The 14,963-nt window shown below is 67.4% G+C and carries 17 protein-coding genes; 9 read left to right on the forward strand and 8 right to left on the reverse strand.

Going from position 1 to position 14,963, the window contains the following annotated elements:
• Positions 1 to 32: 32 nt before the first annotated feature.
• Together AC5RUF_RS02585 and AC5RUF_RS02590 are read right to left on the reverse strand one after the other, a co-directional pair.
• On the reverse strand, positions 33 to 632 hold the full coding sequence (locus AC5RUF_RS02585) for a nitrobindin family protein (RefSeq protein WP_493998610.1): 600 nt from the start codon (positions 630 to 632) through the stop codon (positions 33 to 35).
• Positions 633 to 893: 261 nt separating this feature from the next.
• Complete coding sequence (locus tag AC5RUF_RS02590) at positions 894 to 1,637, reverse strand: hypothetical protein (protein WP_494129616.1); 744 nt, start codon at positions 1,635 to 1,637, stop codon at positions 894 to 896.
• A 144-nt stretch (positions 1,638 to 1,781) separates the two neighbouring features.
• Here AC5RUF_RS02590 and AC5RUF_RS02595 point away from each other — a divergent pair, with 144 nt between their 5' ends.
• The 9 genes from AC5RUF_RS02595 to AC5RUF_RS02635 all read left to right on the forward strand — a co-directional run bounded on the left by AC5RUF_RS02595 (position 1,782) and on the right by AC5RUF_RS02635 (position 10,919).
• The gene (locus AC5RUF_RS02595; protein WP_493998903.1) at positions 1,782 to 2,486 is read left to right on the forward strand and encodes a winged helix-turn-helix transcriptional regulator; all 705 of its coding nucleotides are present in this window, start codon (positions 1,782 to 1,784) and stop codon (positions 2,484 to 2,486) included.
• Between the two features lie 78 nt (positions 2,487 to 2,564).
• The gene (gene mshD / locus AC5RUF_RS02600; protein ID WP_494129617.1) at positions 2,565 to 3,539 is read left to right on the forward strand and encodes a mycothiol synthase; all 975 of its coding nucleotides are present in this window, start codon (positions 2,565 to 2,567) and stop codon (positions 3,537 to 3,539) included.
• Between the two features lie 93 nt (positions 3,540 to 3,632).
• Positions 3,633 to 5,858, forward strand: coding sequence for an RNA degradosome polyphosphate kinase (locus AC5RUF_RS02605; RefSeq protein WP_493997714.1), 2,226 nt, complete (start codon positions 3,633 to 3,635; stop codon positions 5,856 to 5,858).
• Positions 5,858 to 6,829, forward strand: a complete 972-nt coding sequence (locus tag AC5RUF_RS02610) for an NUDIX hydrolase (RefSeq protein WP_494129618.1) — start codon at positions 5,858 to 5,860, stop codon at positions 6,827 to 6,829. Before AC5RUF_RS02605 ends, AC5RUF_RS02610 begins: the two co-directional genes overlap by 1 nt.
• A gap of 79 nt (positions 6,830 to 6,908) precedes the next feature.
• The gene (locus AC5RUF_RS02615; protein WP_494129619.1) at positions 6,909 to 7,676 is read left to right on the forward strand and encodes a DUF1648 domain-containing protein; all 768 of its coding nucleotides are present in this window, start codon (positions 6,909 to 6,911) and stop codon (positions 7,674 to 7,676) included.
• A gap of 19 nt (positions 7,677 to 7,695) precedes the next feature.
• Entirely contained in the window at positions 7,696 to 8,499 is an 804-nt protein-coding gene (locus AC5RUF_RS02620; protein ID WP_493996798.1) for a thymidylate synthase, read from the forward strand.
• Between the two features lie 10 nt (positions 8,500 to 8,509).
• Entirely contained in the window at positions 8,510 to 9,202 is a 693-nt protein-coding gene (locus tag AC5RUF_RS02625) for a dihydrofolate reductase (RefSeq protein WP_493996799.1), read from the forward strand.
• A 10-nt stretch (positions 9,203 to 9,212) separates the two neighbouring features.
• Positions 9,213 to 10,346 (forward strand): aspartate-semialdehyde dehydrogenase, encoded by a 1,134-nt coding sequence (gene asd / locus AC5RUF_RS02630; protein ID WP_493996800.1) that lies wholly within the window; start codon positions 9,213 to 9,215, stop codon positions 10,344 to 10,346.
• A 93-nt stretch (positions 10,347 to 10,439) separates the two neighbouring features.
• A complete protein-coding gene (locus AC5RUF_RS02635; protein ID WP_494129620.1) occupies positions 10,440 to 10,919 on the forward strand; it encodes a hypothetical protein in 480 nt (159 codons plus the stop codon).
• Here the strand turns inward: AC5RUF_RS02635 and AC5RUF_RS02640 are convergent.
• The 6 genes from AC5RUF_RS02640 to AC5RUF_RS02665 all read right to left on the reverse strand — a co-directional run bounded on the left by AC5RUF_RS02640 (position 10,916) and on the right by AC5RUF_RS02665 (position 14,819).
• The gene (locus tag AC5RUF_RS02640; protein ID WP_494129687.1) at positions 10,916 to 11,980 is read right to left on the reverse strand and encodes a UDP-N-acetylmuramate dehydrogenase; all 1,065 of its coding nucleotides are present in this window, start codon (positions 11,978 to 11,980) and stop codon (positions 10,916 to 10,918) included. The genes AC5RUF_RS02635 and AC5RUF_RS02640 overlap by 4 nt on opposite strands.
• A 5-nt stretch (positions 11,981 to 11,985) precedes the next feature.
• Entirely contained in the window at positions 11,986 to 12,417 is a 432-nt protein-coding gene (locus tag AC5RUF_RS02645; protein ID WP_494129621.1) for a MaoC family dehydratase, read from the reverse strand.
• 5 nt (positions 12,418 to 12,422) lie between these two features.
• The gene (locus AC5RUF_RS02650; RefSeq protein WP_493996803.1) at positions 12,423 to 12,872 is read right to left on the reverse strand and encodes an FAS1-like dehydratase domain-containing protein; all 450 of its coding nucleotides are present in this window, start codon (positions 12,870 to 12,872) and stop codon (positions 12,423 to 12,425) included.
• Entirely contained in the window at positions 12,869 to 13,108 is a 240-nt protein-coding gene (locus tag AC5RUF_RS02655) for a hypothetical protein (RefSeq protein WP_494129622.1), read from the reverse strand. Before AC5RUF_RS02655 ends, AC5RUF_RS02650 begins: the two co-directional genes overlap by 4 nt.
• A 98-nt stretch (positions 13,109 to 13,206) precedes the next feature.
• Positions 13,207 to 14,163 (reverse strand): DUF2797 domain-containing protein, encoded by a 957-nt coding sequence (locus tag AC5RUF_RS02660; RefSeq protein ID WP_494129623.1) that lies wholly within the window; start codon positions 14,161 to 14,163, stop codon positions 13,207 to 13,209.
• A gap of 89 nt (positions 14,164 to 14,252) precedes the next feature.
• Positions 14,253 to 14,819: a type 1 glutamine amidotransferase domain-containing protein gene (locus tag AC5RUF_RS02665; protein WP_493996806.1), complete on the reverse strand. Its 567-nt coding sequence runs from the start codon at positions 14,817 to 14,819 to the stop codon at positions 14,253 to 14,255.
• Positions 14,820 to 14,963: the final 144 nt, after the last annotated feature.

Here is a 14,963-nt window from a genome sequence, read left to right on the forward strand (position 1 = left end):
AACGTCCTTGCCTTGCGGGGCTATTCCCGCCGTCAGGAGGTCTTCTTGAGGATGGCGGAGGCATGGGCCTTGAGGTTTTCACCCTCCGAGGCGACATCCCAGCGCCAGTACAGATCGCCGTTGACCAGGCCGAAGATGCGGGTGGCGGCCGTGTATTCCTTGGAATTTACGCCGCGCATCACCAGGTCGGTGGCCAGCTGGATCTGTGGTCCCTTGATCTGCCCGTAGTACAGCTCGGCAATGCCGCCGGGATGCACAATGGTGGCCGTGATGTCGAAGCCGCCGTTGTCATTGCGCAGTTCTTCGACTTCGTCGGCGCTGCGCAGCGCCGGCACGATGTCGGCGGGAACCAGGCCGGGGCCGCCGTCGGCGTCGTTGAGGGGACGGTCCAGGGCCCAGAAACCGGTCTCCACTGCCAGTGGACGCAGCCGGGTGCCCTGCTCATCGGTGAGCCAGCTTTCCGCCGTGTACTGCAGGTAGGGCAGGCCGTTCTGGGTGAACGTGACCTTTTGGCTGAAGTGCTCGGAATCGGCTTCGCCTTCGCCAAGCCGCCCGGATCCTTCCCAGGTGCCGATAAGCCAGGAGAGCGGAACCAGTTCCGGCGTCAGGTCGGTGGGGATCTCCATGGGCATGGGGGAACCTGTCCTTCGGTTTTAGTGCCGGCGGGTTTCAGCCGGCCGCACGGGCTGTTTTACTTTTGGCCCTTGTACAGGCGGGAAACAACCAGGCCGGCGAATCCGGCGATAGCCAGGCCGGTGATGCCGAGCAGGGCAAGGAAGAAGATTTCGAGAGCAACCATGGCTACATCCTAACGCGCGGGAGGAACTGTTTCCTTCCCTGCCATTCGATCATGACGGGGAAGGTGCGGGCAAAAGCGGGCCCGGCAACGCGGATCAGGAACCGATGAAGCGGCCGAGGAAGTACACCACGGAGCCGATCACCAGCACCGGGGCCAGGCCCAGGGCCATCTGCCCGGCAGTGCTGGATTTGTCCGCCCGGGAGAGCACCAGGCGCCGGAAGGCCATCACGACGGCGGCAACCACCACACCGGCGAAGGCTGCAGCGGGCCAGGCAATGCCGGCCACCAGCACGGCGGCCAGGGCGGAGCACAGCCCGCCGGCCACCAGGCCCAGCGGTGCCGCCATCCGGTCCGGCAGCGGGATGAGGGACACCGCGACGGCGGCCAGCGCGGCGCTTCCCGTCACGGTCAGCAGGGCGGGGTCTCCGCTGGTGCCGGCCAGTCGGTCCGCGGCCACCCAGCCGGAAGCCATGGCGGTCACCAGCACGCCGGTAATGATGCCGACAATCGATTCAAGGCGGTGGGCCTGCCCGGTGCCGCGGAGCAGCTGGATCAGGAAAACGGCACCCACGCCGACGGCGACGGCGGCGGGCAGCCAGGTCAGCATGGCTGCCGCGGGGGCAAAGAAGGCAGCAGCTGTTGCGCCGGCACCCACCAGGGCCAGCACGGCTCCCTGCGTCTTCCGGGCCGGCACTCCGATCAGGTGCGGCCAGCACAGGCCGGTCAGTGCTGCGGCAGCACCGCCCACCAGGGCCACTGCGGGCACCGAAAGGTAGGAAGCACTCACGATACCGATGATGGCAAGCGCCGCCGGCACCGCTACGCTCCATAGTTTCACCCTAGTTATCCTGCCTTATTACGGCGTGCAGATGAAAAGCGACAGGCCCGCAAAGCCCGATGGGTATACTTTCGATCACTTCCAGCCAAGCGGATCGGCGAAGATTTTGTGCCCAACGGTGTGCGCCCAACATTCGGAGGACCTATGTCGCACATTTTGCTCCTGACCAACAGTTCAGGTGCCTCAGTGAACGTCCTGCCTGCCCTGGAGCTGCTCAACCACAAGGTCCATGTCGTCCCTGCGGAACCCACGGCCCTGCTGGACACCGAGCCCAGCGACGTCATCCTGATCGATGCCCGCAAGGACCTGGTCGGAGCCCGGTCCCTGACCCAGCTGCTGAAGGCCACCGGCCTGGGCACGCCGCTGATCCTGATCCTCACCGAGGGCGGCATGGCCGCCGTCGCGCCCAACTGGCTCTCCGACGACGTCATCCTCGACACCGCCGGTCCGGCGGAACTCGAAGCCCGGTTGCGGCTGGCCTCGGCCCGGGGCGGCAACGGCGCAGAGGATGCCGCCACCGAAATCCACGCCTCCGGCGTCGTCATCGACGAGGCGAGCTACACCGCCCGGGTGAACGGCACGGCCCTGAACCTGACCTACAAGGAATTCGAACTCCTTAAGTACCTGGCGCAGCACCCCGGCCGGGTGTTCACCCGCGACCAACTGCTCCACGAGGTGTGGGGCTATGACTATTACGGCGGCACCCGGACCGTTGATGTCCATGTGCGCCGCCTGCGCGCCAAGCTGGGCCCGGACCATGAAACGCTGATCGGCACGGTACGCAATGTCGGGTACCGCTTCACCCGCTCCCGCGCCGAAACCGCCGCCCCCGCCAGCCAGGATGCCTGACCGCCCCCGGCTGGGGTACCGGCAGGTCCACGCGGCGCAACTCCGGCCGGGCGGGCCAGGCCGCGCTAGGCTTTCGTCATGAGTGAAGAACAGCAGACAGCCTGGCCCGTAGTGGAAACCCGCGGCACGCCGGAGCCGGACGCACTGGCGGACATCCTGGCCCTGGCCGCCGCCGCCCGCGATTCGGACGGGAACCCGCCGCTTTCCGAACAGACGCTGGTAGACCTGCGCTCCCCGGACACGGACCCGGATACCCTCGCGGTCTTCACCACCTACGCCGACGACGGCGCCTCGGGCTCCGGCAGCGGCCGCTGGCTGGCCGGCGTCGCCGTCCTGGTTTCGGAGACTCCCGGCGATGCCGGCGTCCTGGAACTCGTAGTGCATCCGACGTACCGCAACCAGGGCGTGGGCACCGCCCTGGCCCGCGCCGTTGCCGAACGCGCCGCCGGCACCGGTTCACCCCGCCCCTCCGCCTGGTCGCACGGCAACCACGAGGCGGCCGTGCAGCTTGCCGCCCGCTTCGGCTACCGGCCGGTGCGTGACCTGTGGAAAATGCGCCTGGGCCGCGGTGCGCAGGCACTGCCCTCCGCCCCGTTCCCGGACGGGGTGTCGCTGCGTGCCTTTGAGCCGGGCAAGGATGAGCTTCCGTGGCTGGAGGCCAACGCCGCTGCGTTTGCGCACCATCCCGAGCAGGGCTCCATGACCCTGTCGGACCTGCAGGCGCGGATGGCCGAGGACTGGTTCGATCCCGCCGGGTTCCTCCTGGCCGTGGACGGCGACGGGCGGATCCTGGGCTTCCACTGGACCAAGGTGCACCCCGGAGCGGGAGGCCATCCGCCCATTGGCGAGGTGTACGTGGTGGGGGTCAGCCCCGCGGCCCAAGGCATGGGACTGGGCAAGGCCCTGACCATTGCCGGCATCGAGCACCTGCACGCAGCGGGTCTGGATGCGGTGATGCTCTACGTGGACGCGGACAACACCGCCGCCGTGTCCCTGTACCAGCGGTTGGGCTTCGTCCGCTGGGACCAGGACGTGATGTACGCCCCCGCTTAGATTGCACAGCTTGTAATGTTGTTGGGACAGGACACAGCCCCGGCCGCCGGGGCCGTGCCCCCTGTCCCGCCGCCAGCACCCCAGGGAGACACTATGGATTTCGATACCGCCGCCGAGCCCCGCGCGACCTTTGGGTCCGCCGAGGCCATGTCGGCGCCCCGGGCCACGCAGGACCGCATCGACATCCCCGATTTCGGACCCGCACTGGTTCCCAGCGGTGAGATCTCCCCGGAACGCTTCCTGGACCGCGAAATCAGCTGGCTGCACTTCAACGCCAGGGTCCTTGAGTTGGCGGAAGACCCGGATCTGTACCTGCTGGAACGGGTGAACTTCCTGTCCATCTTTGCCTCCAACCTGGACGAGTTCTTCATGGTCCGGGTGGCCGGACTGAAGCGCCGCATCGCCACCGGGCTGGCAGTCCCCTCCGCGGCGGGCATGAGCCCCATTGAACAACTCGAGGAAATCGTGGCGGCCGGCTACCGCCTGCAGCAGCGGCACGCCGACGTATTTGCCCGCCAGATCCGTCCCGCCCTGGCCGGCGAACAGATCTACCTGGTCAGCTGGGACGAACTCGACGACGCCGCGAAAGCGAACCTGCACAAACAGTTCGCTTCCAAGGTCTTCCCCATCCTCACTCCCCTGGCCGTGGACCCGGCCCACCCGTTCCCCTACATTTCCGGGCTTTCCCTGAACCTGGCCGTGGTGGTCCGCAACCCGGTCAGCGGCAAGGAGTTCTTCGCCCGGGTGAAGGTCCCGGACCAGCTTCCCCGGCTGATCTCAGTGGATGGCCCGCGTGCCGGCAACGTGGCCGGGCGCACTGCCCGGTTCATTACCCTCGAAGACGTGATTGCCCAGCACCTGGACCAGCTGTTCCCGGGGATGGACGTCATTGAGCACTACACCTTCCGGGTCACCCGCAACGAGGACCTCGAGGTGGAAGAGGACGACGCCGAGAACCTCCTCCAGGCCCTGGAGAAGGAACTGCTCCGCCGCCGGTTCGGTCCCCCGGTACGCCTGGAGATCACCCCGGACATGAACCCGAACATCCGTGAACTGCTCGAGCGCGAGCTGGGCGTGGAATCGGACGAGGTGTATGTGCTGCCCGCCCCGCTTGACCTGCGCGGATTGTCCGGGATCAGCCGGATCGACCGGACCGACCTGCACTACCCGAAGCAGGTTCCGCACACCAACCGGCACCTGAAGGAGTCCGAGACCTCCAAGCCGGCGAACGTGTTCGCTGCCATGCGCCGTCGGGACATACTGCTGCACCACCCCTACGATTCCTTCTCCACCTCGGTGCAGGCCTTCCTGGAGCAGGCGGCCGCCGATCCCCGGGTCCAGGCCATCAAGCAGACGCTGTACCGCACCTCGGGCGACTCCCCCATTGTCGACGCCCTGATTGATGCGGCCGAGGCCGGCAAGCAGGTCCTGGCGCTGGTGGAGATCAAGGCGCGCTTCGATGAGCAGGCCAATATCTCCTGGGCCCGCAAGCTCGAGCAGGCCGGCGTGCACGTGGTGTACGGCATTGTGGGCCTGAAGACGCACTGCAAGCTTTCCCTGGTGGTCCGGCAGGAAGTGGACGGACTGCGCCGCTACTGCCACATCGGCACGGGCAACTACCACCCACGGACGGCCCGCTACTACGAAGACCTCGGCCTGCTGACGGCAAACGAGCAGGTGGGCGAGGACCTGACCAAGCTGTTCAACCAGCTCTCCGGCTACGCCCCGAAGTCCACCTTCAAGCGGCTCCTGGTGGCGCCTCGCTCCGTCCGTTCGGGCCTGATCGACCGGATTGAGCGGGAGATCGCCAATAAGAAGGCCGGGCTGAATGCCCGGGTCATCATCAAGGTCAATTCCATGGTGGACGAAGCCATCATCGACTCGCTTTACCGTGCCTCCCAGGCCGGAGTGCAGGTGGACGTCATTGTTCGCGGCATCTGCTCGGTCCGTCCCGGTGTGCCGGGCCTGAGCGAGAACATCACCGTGCGTTCGATCCTGGGCCGGTTCCTGGAACACTCACGTGTCTTTGCCTTTGCCAACGGCGGCGATCCGGTGGTCTTCATCGGATCCGCGGACATGATGCACCGCAACCTGGACCGCCGGGTGGAGGCCCTGGTCCAGCTGGCGTCCAAGGACGACGTCGCGGACCTCGTGGCGCTGATGGACCGGTACATGGATCCAGGGACCGCGAGCTGGCACCTGGACGCGGAGGGCATCTGGAACCGCCATCACAAGGACGCCGAGGGTAACCCGCTCCAGGATGTCCAGTCCTGGCTGCTGGCTTCCCGTTCCCGCCAGCGCTCGGTGGCCCGCCGCTGATGGCAGCCACGGAGCCCGGAACGACGCAGACCGCTGCGCCCGAAGATGCACCGATCACGGTGGTGGCCGCCGGCGCGCTGTGCTGGCGCGTGCGGGAAGGCAAGCTGCAGGTCCTGATGATCCACCGCCCCCGCTACGACGACTGGTCCTGGCCGAAGGGCAAGCTGGACGAGGGCGAAACCACCCCTGAGTGCGCCGTCCGCGAGGTCCGGGAGGAAGTGGGGCTCCGCATCAACCTGGGCATCCCGCTGCCGCCCACCGTCTACCCGGTGGCCTCCGGCATGAAGATCGTCCATTACTGGGCCTCCCGTGTTGATTCGGACAAGGCCCGGCCGGACGGCAAGGAAGTGGACGGCATCCGCTGGTGCAGCCCCGAAGAGGCCACCGAGGCACTGACCAATCCCACGGACAAGCTCCCGCTGCAGGAACTGGTGATGGCCTATGACGAGCAGCGCCTGCAGACCTGGCCGCTGATTGTGGTGCGGCATGCCAAGGCCAAGCCGCGGTCCTCCTGGACCCGCGCCGAAGGCGAACGCCCCCTGGTGGCCACCGGACTCCGGCAGGCCATGGCCGTGTCCCGGCTGCTCGTGGCCTGGCGCCCCAAACGAGTGGTCTCCAGCCCCTGGGTCCGCTGCGTGCAGACCGTGAAGCCTTACGTCAAAGCCGAAGGCAGCAAATTCAAGACTGCTGATGCGCTCACCGAGCACAACGCCAAGCGGAAGCCCGGAAAAGCCCGCAACGTGATCGAGGGTCTGTTCGACAAGGCCAAGCCCGTGGCCGTGTGCACCCACCGTCCGGTCCTGCCGCTGGTCTTTGACGTCCTCGCTGCGCACATGCCTGTGGAGATGGCTGCCGGATTGCCGGGCAAGGACCCCTATCTGGCCCCGGGCGAATCGGTGATCTGCCAGGTCAGCTACGCCGACGAGGGCCGCATCGTCTCCCTCGAGAAATACCGGGCGTTCGACGACTGACGGCCCGCCGCGCACCTGCGCCTACCGGGCCGGCAGCGCGGTTTTGCTAGGCTGGCCCCGCGTTAAGGGGGCGCGCATCATGACCGAGACACAGCAACACACCACCATGCCGGGACCGGCCCGCCGCTGGTACGTAGCGGCCGGCGCCGTCGTGCTGGCCACTGCTGCGGCCGGGGCACTGCTCTACCCGGGCCTGCCACAGACCCTGCCGGTGCATTGGAACGGTGCGGGAGAAGCCGACAGCTATGCGCAGAAGTCAGTCTGGTCAGTCTTCGCGTCGCCGCTGATCGCCACCGGGCTGATCCTGTTCCTGCTGGGGACCGCGGCCCTTGTCCCCCGCCTGCCGGCCGCGTCCGCACAGCTGCACACCGCGGAGGAGCAGACCGCCAACCTCCGGGCCACACAGTTCTTCCTGGGGGCCACAACCTTCGGGCTGAGCCTGCTCTTCGCCTGGGTGACCCTGCGGGGCTGGCTCCTGCCGCCGGACGGCAGCGTCCTGGAATTCCTGCTGCCCACCCTCGCCCTGTTCCTGGCCATGGCGGGCATCGGGCTGGCGGCCCGGCGCCGGTACCGCCGGGAAGTTGCCGGCGACGGGCTTCCTGCCGGGCCGTCCACTGCCCCGCCCGGGGTTGATCCCGCCGCCGATCCCGTCTCCGACCCCGGCAACTACCGGGCCGGCATCTACGCCAACCGGGCCGATCCCCGCGTGCTGGTGCCCAAACGGCTGGGGGCAGGCTGGTCTGTGAACGCGGGCCGTCCCGCCGGGCTGGCCTTTTACCTGGTGATCCTCCTGCTCGCCGTGGCCGGGCTTGTGGCGGGAATCGCACTCCCGCTGCTGGCAGGCTGACCTGAACTAGACTGGCCCGGTGAGCATTCCTACCCCGTATGAAGACCTGCTGCGCGACGTCATGGCCAACGGTACGCAGAAGTCGGACCGCACCGGAACCGGCACGCGCAGCGTGTTCGGCCGCCAGATGCGCTTTGACCTCAGCGAGTCCTTTCCGCTGATCACCACCAAGCGTGTGCACTTCAAGTCCGTTGCCCTGGAACTGCTGTGGTTCCTGCGCGGTGATTCAAACGTGCGCTGGCTGCAGGAGCGCGGCGTCAGCATCTGGGATGAGTGGGCGGACGAAGACGGCGAACTCGGGCCCGTGTACGGCGTCCAGTGGCGTTCCTGGCCCACCCCCGACGGCGGGCACATCGACCAGATTGCCAAATTGGTGGAAGGCATCCGGAAGAACCCGGATTCCCGCCGGCACATCGTCACTGCCTGGAACCCGGCCGAGGTGGACAACATGGCATTGCCGCCGTGCCACGCCATGTTCCAGTTCTATGTTGCCGACGGCAGGCTCTCCTGCCAGCTCTACCAGCGCTCCGCGGACACCTTCCTGGGCGTGCCCTTCAACATCGCCTCCTACGCCCTGCTTACCCTCATGGTGGCCCAGCAGACCGGCCTGGAGCCGGGCGAATTCGTGTGGAGCGGCGGCGACGTCCACATTTACGACAACCACGTTGAGCAGGTCCGGGAACAGCTGAGCCGGGAACCGTACCCCTACCCGCAGCTGCGGATCCGGCGCACTCCGGAAAGCATCTTCGACTACACGCTTGAGGACTTCGAAGTCCTCGATTACCGGCACCACCCCGGCATCAAAGCTCCTATCGCGGTTTGAGAGGACATCCATGACTGAGTCACTACCCAACACGTCCGCCTCCGGCACCAGGTACTACCCGGTGGGCGGCGGGTCCGGCGAGGGGGCGTCCCTGCACGACGTACTGCAGGAACTGGGCACGGTTCCCGCCGGGGAGCCCCTGATCGGCATGGTCTGGGCGCAGACGGTCGACGGCGTGATCGGCCGGGACGGCGGAATGCCCTGGCACCTGCCGGAGGACATGGCCCATTTCAAGGCCACCACGGACGGGCACCCTGTGATTATGGGCCGGCGGACCTGGGAATCCTTCCCCGCTAAGTACCGGCCCCTTCCCGGCCGCACCAACATCATTGTGTCCTCAAGCTCCGAGCTGGCCGCCGAGGTGGCGGGTTCAGGAGCAGTGGTCGCCGGCTCCCTCGGCGAGGCCCTGGAAATCGCCGGCACCAGCCCGGGCAGCGACGAGGTTTGGATTATCGGCGGTGCGCAGCTGTACGAGGCTGCCGCCGAAGTGGCCCGGACCGCGGTGGTGACCGTCATCGACACCCAGGCCGAGGGCGACACTTTCGCGCCGGTCCTTGGATCCGACTGGACCTTCACGGGAGTCAGCCCGGCCTCCGGCTGGCGTACGGGCGGTAACGGCACGAACTACCGGATTGCGCTCTGGACCCGCGATGTGGCGGACCGTGACGCAGGCTACCGCGACGGCGGCGCCCAGCTGCCCTAAAGTGGAAACCATGACTTCCTCCTCCGTTCCCACTGCAGGTTTCATCGGCTGGCGAGGCATGGTCGGCTCCGTCCTGATGCAGCGCATGCAGGACGAAGGCGACTTCGGCCTGATCAACCCGGTATTTTTCTCCACCTCCAACGCCGGCGGTGCTGCCCCGTCCTTCGCGTCCGGTGCCGGCCCGCTGCAGGACGCGTACGACGTCGAGGCCCTGGCCAAGCTGCCGATCATTGTCACGGCGCAGGGCGGGGACTATACCTCCGAGGTCTTCCCCAAACTGCGTGCCGCAGGCTGGGACGGCATCTGGATTGATGCGGCCTCCACGCTGCGGATGAACGACGACGCCATCATTGTGCTGGACCCCGTCAACCGCGATGTCATTGACGCGGGCCTGGCCCGCGGCGTGAAGAACTTCGTCGGCGGCAACTGCACCGTGTCCTGCATGCTTATGGGGCTGGGCGGCCTGTTCCGCAACGGCCTGGTGGAGTGGGGCACGTCCATGACCTACCAGGCGGCCTCCGGCGGCGGTGCCCGGCACATGCGTGAGCTGCTGAACCAGTTTGGCACGCTCAATGGTGCGGTGGCCGCGGAACTGGCGGATCCGGCGTCGGCCATCCTGGAGATTGACCGCGCGGTGCTGGCGCAGCAGAAGGATCCCGGCATGGATTCCTCCCGGTTCGGGGTGCCGCTGGCCGGTTCCGTGATCCCGTGGATCGATGCGGACCTGGGCAACGGCATGTCCAAGGAAGAGTGGAAGGGCGGGGCAGAGACCAACAAGATCCTCGGCCGCGACGCTGCGGGGCGGATCCCGTTCGACGGCCTGTGCGTGCGGATCGGCGCCATGCGCTCCCACTCCCAGGCCCTGACCCTGAAGCTCACCGAGGACCTGTCCGTTGAGGAGATCGAAAAGATCATCGACGCGGACAACGAGTGGGCGAAGGTGGTGCCCAACACCAAGGAAGCCACCATGGCCGAACTGACCCCGGTGGCAGTCACCGGCACGCTGCAGGTCCCCGTGGGACGCATCCGCAAGCTGGAGATGGGCCCGGAGTACATCAGCGCCTTCACCATCGGCGACCAGCTGCTCTGGGGCGCGGCCGAGCCGCTGCGCCGCATGCTGCGCATCGCCACCGGCAACCTCTAGGAGCGCGGCACCGGGGGTGCCGGCCGTGGAATTGTGCCGGCCGTGGAACTGTCCCGGCCCGGAATTGTCAGAGCCGGGTGGCAGGTTGTCCTTATGGTGAATCAGCTGCCCGGTCCGGGACACAACGTGGATTTCATCCTCGACACCTTCTTCACGTTCAGCTGCGCCGGCAAGCAGATACCCACGCATGCCCGGTACCTGCGGGTCGCCGCACAGCTGCGGGCGTATCTGGAAGCCGAAGGCGCGTCCGTCCTCTGCCCCGAGGACGCCGCCCTGCTGGCGCTTGAGCGCTGCCTCGAGCCGGAGCGCGCCTTTGCCCGCCTCTTTGGCGCCGCAGAACTTGCGTACGCCCTTACCGGTTTCCTTCAGCCCCGGTGGCTGCTGCCGGACCTGCAGGACAGGCGCACCCAGATCAGCCTGACTCCGCGGCTGGTTCAGTGGCTGTGCAACTGCCATCTGCTGGATCCGGGCCGGCACCGTCCGGCCATCCGCAGCACGCGTGCCGCGGCGGAGGAAGCCAGGAAAGGGCCGGGTGCGGGGGCTGCCGGTCCAGGCGGCGGGCGCGCCGCCTAGAGGGCGCAGTTCACCAGGACCGGTTCAGGGTGCAGCCGGATCCCAAAGACCTTCTCTACGCCCCCGGCCACCGCGCGGGCGACCACCAGGAGGTCCTCCGCGGTAGCTTCTCCCCGGTTGGTGACGGCCAGGCTGTGCTTGGTGGAGAGCGAGGCCCGTCCTGAAGTGCCGTCCGCCGGGTCCAGGCCAAAGCCCTTCCGGAACCCGGCGTTGCTGATGAGCCAGGCGGCGCTGAGCTTTACCTGCCCGGGCTCCGCCACCGGGTAGCGCGGTGCCTCTGCCGGCAGCGTGGCTGCCGTGGCTTCGTCCACAATCGGATTGGTGAAGAAGGACCCGGTGCTGTACGTGTCCGGGTCCGAGGCGTCCAGGACCATTCCCTTTCCGGCCCGCAGCTTCAGGACTTCCCGGCGGACGTCGACGGCGTCGGCGCACTCCCCCAGGTCCGTGTCCAGGGCCCGGGCCAGTTCCGCATACCGGACCGGTGCGCTGGTATGGCCCTTGGCAAGGGTGAATTCCACGCTGAGCACCACGTACCGGGGTGATCCGTTGACGGTACTGCGCTTGAGCAGCGAATCCCGGTACCCGAAGCCAAGGTCCGCATTGTTAAACTCCACCACGCTGCGTTCCCGGCGGTCCCAGGCACGGACCAGCCGGATGGACTGGGAAACGTCCGCGCCGTAGGCACCAACGTTCTGCACGGGGGTGGCACCGGCCAGCCCCGGGATGCCGGAGAGGGCCTCCAGGCCGGAGTACCCCTGGGCGAGGGTGTACGCCACCAGTTCATCCCACGGGTGGCCCGCCTCGGCGCGGAGCACGGTGCTGCCGTCCGCGGCGTCGGTGATCTGCAGTCCGCGGGTGGCTATGCGGATCACTGCACCGTCAAAACCCTGGTCGGAGATCAGCAGGTTGGATCCGCCGCCGATAATCAGCAGGGGTTCCCCGGCCTCATCCGCAGCGCGCACGGCGATGATCAATTCGTCTTCGGTTTCGGCCTCGAGGTAGCGGCGGGCGGGTCCGCCCACGCGGGCGGTGGTCAGCGATGCCAGCGGCATCCGGGTCAAAGCAGTCACCAGACCCGCACCACTGCCTGTGCCTTGACCAGCACTTTCTGTCCGTTGTAGGTCACCGTCAGGTCCACGCGTGCGGTGGAGTTGTCCGGGTCCACGGCGCCGATCACGCCGGTGACCTCCACGACGGCTCCGGGTGCCCCGTCAAGGTCTTCCACCAGGACGGGCCGGGTGAAGCGGGTCTGATAGCCGATCACCGCGCCCGGATCACCGATCCAGTCGCTCACGAGCTGGACGGCGGCGCCCATGGTGAACATGCCGTGGGCAATCACGCCGGGCAGGTCCACCTCACGGGCAAACCGCTCGTTCCAGTGGATGGGGTTGAAGTCGCCGGAGGCGCCGGCATAGCGGACGAGGTCGGCACGGGAAATCTCAAGCGTCGCGGAACCGATCTCGTCGCCCTTGGACAGTTCACTCAGTGCGATGGACATGGCGGTTACTGGCCCTCTCCGCGGACGAGGATGGATGACGTGGTGGTTGCTACCTGCTCGCCCTCGGCGGTGGAGATCTCGGCGCGGGTGGTGATCAGCGCGCCGTCGCCCATGGCCCGGACGGAATCTACGTGCAGCTCGGCTACCAGTTCATCCCCGGCCACAATGGGGCGGTGATGCGTGAAGCGCTGGTCGGCGTGGACCACCCGGGAGAAGTCGATGCCGGCATCGGGGTCGGCAACCAGCAGGGCATCGGCCCGCTGGGCAATGATGATCGCGAACGTGGGCGGGGCAACGACGTCGGCATAGCCCAGTTCGCGCGCACGTGCGACGTCGAAGTGGGCCGGGTTGGTGGCCTTGACCGCTGCGGCGAACTCGCGGATCTTCTCGCGCCCCACCTGGTAAGGCTCCCCCGCCGGGTAGCTGCGGCCCTGCAGGTCGGGATTGATGCTCATTTGCTGTCCCCGGTTCCCTTGATCCGGCGGCGGGTGTCACGCGCACGGACCACCATGCCGCTCAGGTGCGTGCTCAGGCCCACCACAATCAGGGGAAGGGCGATGTACATCATCACCTGGTTATCTGTCAGTGCCCCCAGGAGCACCAGCAGGACCCCGGCGCCGCTGATCGCCAGGGCACTCACTACCAGTTTCCGATACAAGGGCGAGCCGGTTTCCCACGGGGTGTTTAGCATGCCTTCAGAATACAGGGGCGGGCACGGCGGACCAGAACCGGGCTGCCTGCGGGACCGGCACCGGGCCCGCCCGTCCTGCCCGCCGGACTATCGCAGTGCTAGAAAAGGGCTGCCTGCAGGGCCGGCACGGAGGTGCGGTAGTCCCCGGTGCGGAGCCGGCGGCCCTTGAGGCGGGAAAGGTCTGCCATAAACAGGGTCTGCTCGCCGTCCACCCGGACCAGGGCAGCGGACCCCAGGACCGCCTGGATGATCATGCCATGCTCGCCGGCGCCGGGATCGCAGGGGTAGATCCCGCTGTTTGCTTCCAGGACTGTGGCGCACTGCGCCGGCGGATCCCACCGCTCTTCGACGGTGTGGAATCCCTCGATGCCCGTTTGGTCCAGCAGGGTCCGCGCTGAATCGGCGGCCTCGGCGTTGACCGCCTCCAGTTCGGCGACGGCGAGGGGTCTGGTCAACGCCGCCGTTTTGGTTTCGGCGCGGACCGCCTGAGGCAGGCCCAGCAGGGACGTCACGGTATCTTCAAGCACCCGCACGGTCAGGCCGTTGCCGGCGCGGGCAACGTACTGTGCACGGACCGCACCTTGTTCCACCAGGCGCAGCCGCTTGCGCGGGTCCGCCGCGGTACCGACTTTGGTGGACCCGTCCGCAAAGGTGGCCACGTAGAGCCAGTGCGGTCGGTCCAGATAGTGCCGCAGGGTCTCGGGGATGCTGACGGAGCGGTGGCTGTTGTGCATGCCCCGCACCTCGTCACGGGCAAAACACAGGCCGCACTGGTAACCGCGCCCTGCCGGCGCCTGGTCCGGACACGGGCTGTGGGCCTGTCCGCCGTCGCCGGCTATCTGCCAGGAGCCCAGGCAAAAACGCGACGCCGTTCCGTCGGGCCCGGCCAGGACGGAGAACCGCAGTTCCGTTCCCCGCTCCAACCGGAGACTGGCAGGTTTCCCTTCCGGCGTATGCAGGGCCAGCCGGGGGCCGGAGGCGTCCCAGGAGGTACCGGAGCACAGGTACATGCCGGAGGTCCTGCCGGGGTTGCTGTTGAGGTTTCTGTCGGGCATGTCGTCAGGGATCAAGGGGGCAACCAAACGCCAAGGGGTGGGGTAACGGTTTCACGTTACCCCACCCCTTGGCGGTGTTTCGGGAGGCGTCAGGCGTGCTGTCCCTCGTGCTCGCCTTCGGCAATTTCCTCCACGAGCTTGTCGTTGAAGGCCGGGAGGTCATCCGGGTTGCGGCTGGTGACAAAACCCGCGTCAACCACCACTTCCTCGTCGCTCCAGTTCGCGCCGGCGTTCTTCAGGTCGGTGGCCAGCGTGTGGTAGGACGTCATGTCGCGTCCCTTGACGACGCCGGCTTCGATCAGCAGCCAGGGGCCGTGGCAGATCGAGGCAACGGGCTTATGCGCTTCGAAGAAGGCCCGGGCAAACTGCTGGGCATCCTCGTTCACGCGCAGGAAGTCGGCGTTCACCACGCCGCCGGGCAGCACCAGTGCGTCGAACTCGTCGGGATCGGCGTCCGCGACGTCGAGGTCCCTGGTGAAGGTCTCACCCTTGTCCATGCCGTCGAAGCCCTGGATGGTGCCCTGCTTCGGGGAGACCAGGACGGGTTCGCCGCCGGCATCCTTCACCGCTTCCCAGGGGCTCGTCAGCTCGATCTGCTCCACGCCGTCGGTGAGGAGGAACGCTACCTTCTTACCGGAAATGTCATGTTCTGCCATGGTGCCTCCGTTCGTCTTTGCCGGCGCCCTCCTGCGGGGCGGGCACCGGCGGTGCTTCTACGGTTTCCGGAAGCCCTGCGGCTTCCGCTGCACCCCAGCCTATGGAGCCAGGGGGATAATAAGCAACCTTATTTAGCTCTTGGA

The sequence above is a fragment of the Arthrobacter sp. Y3224198 genome (genome assembly GCF_059090025.1).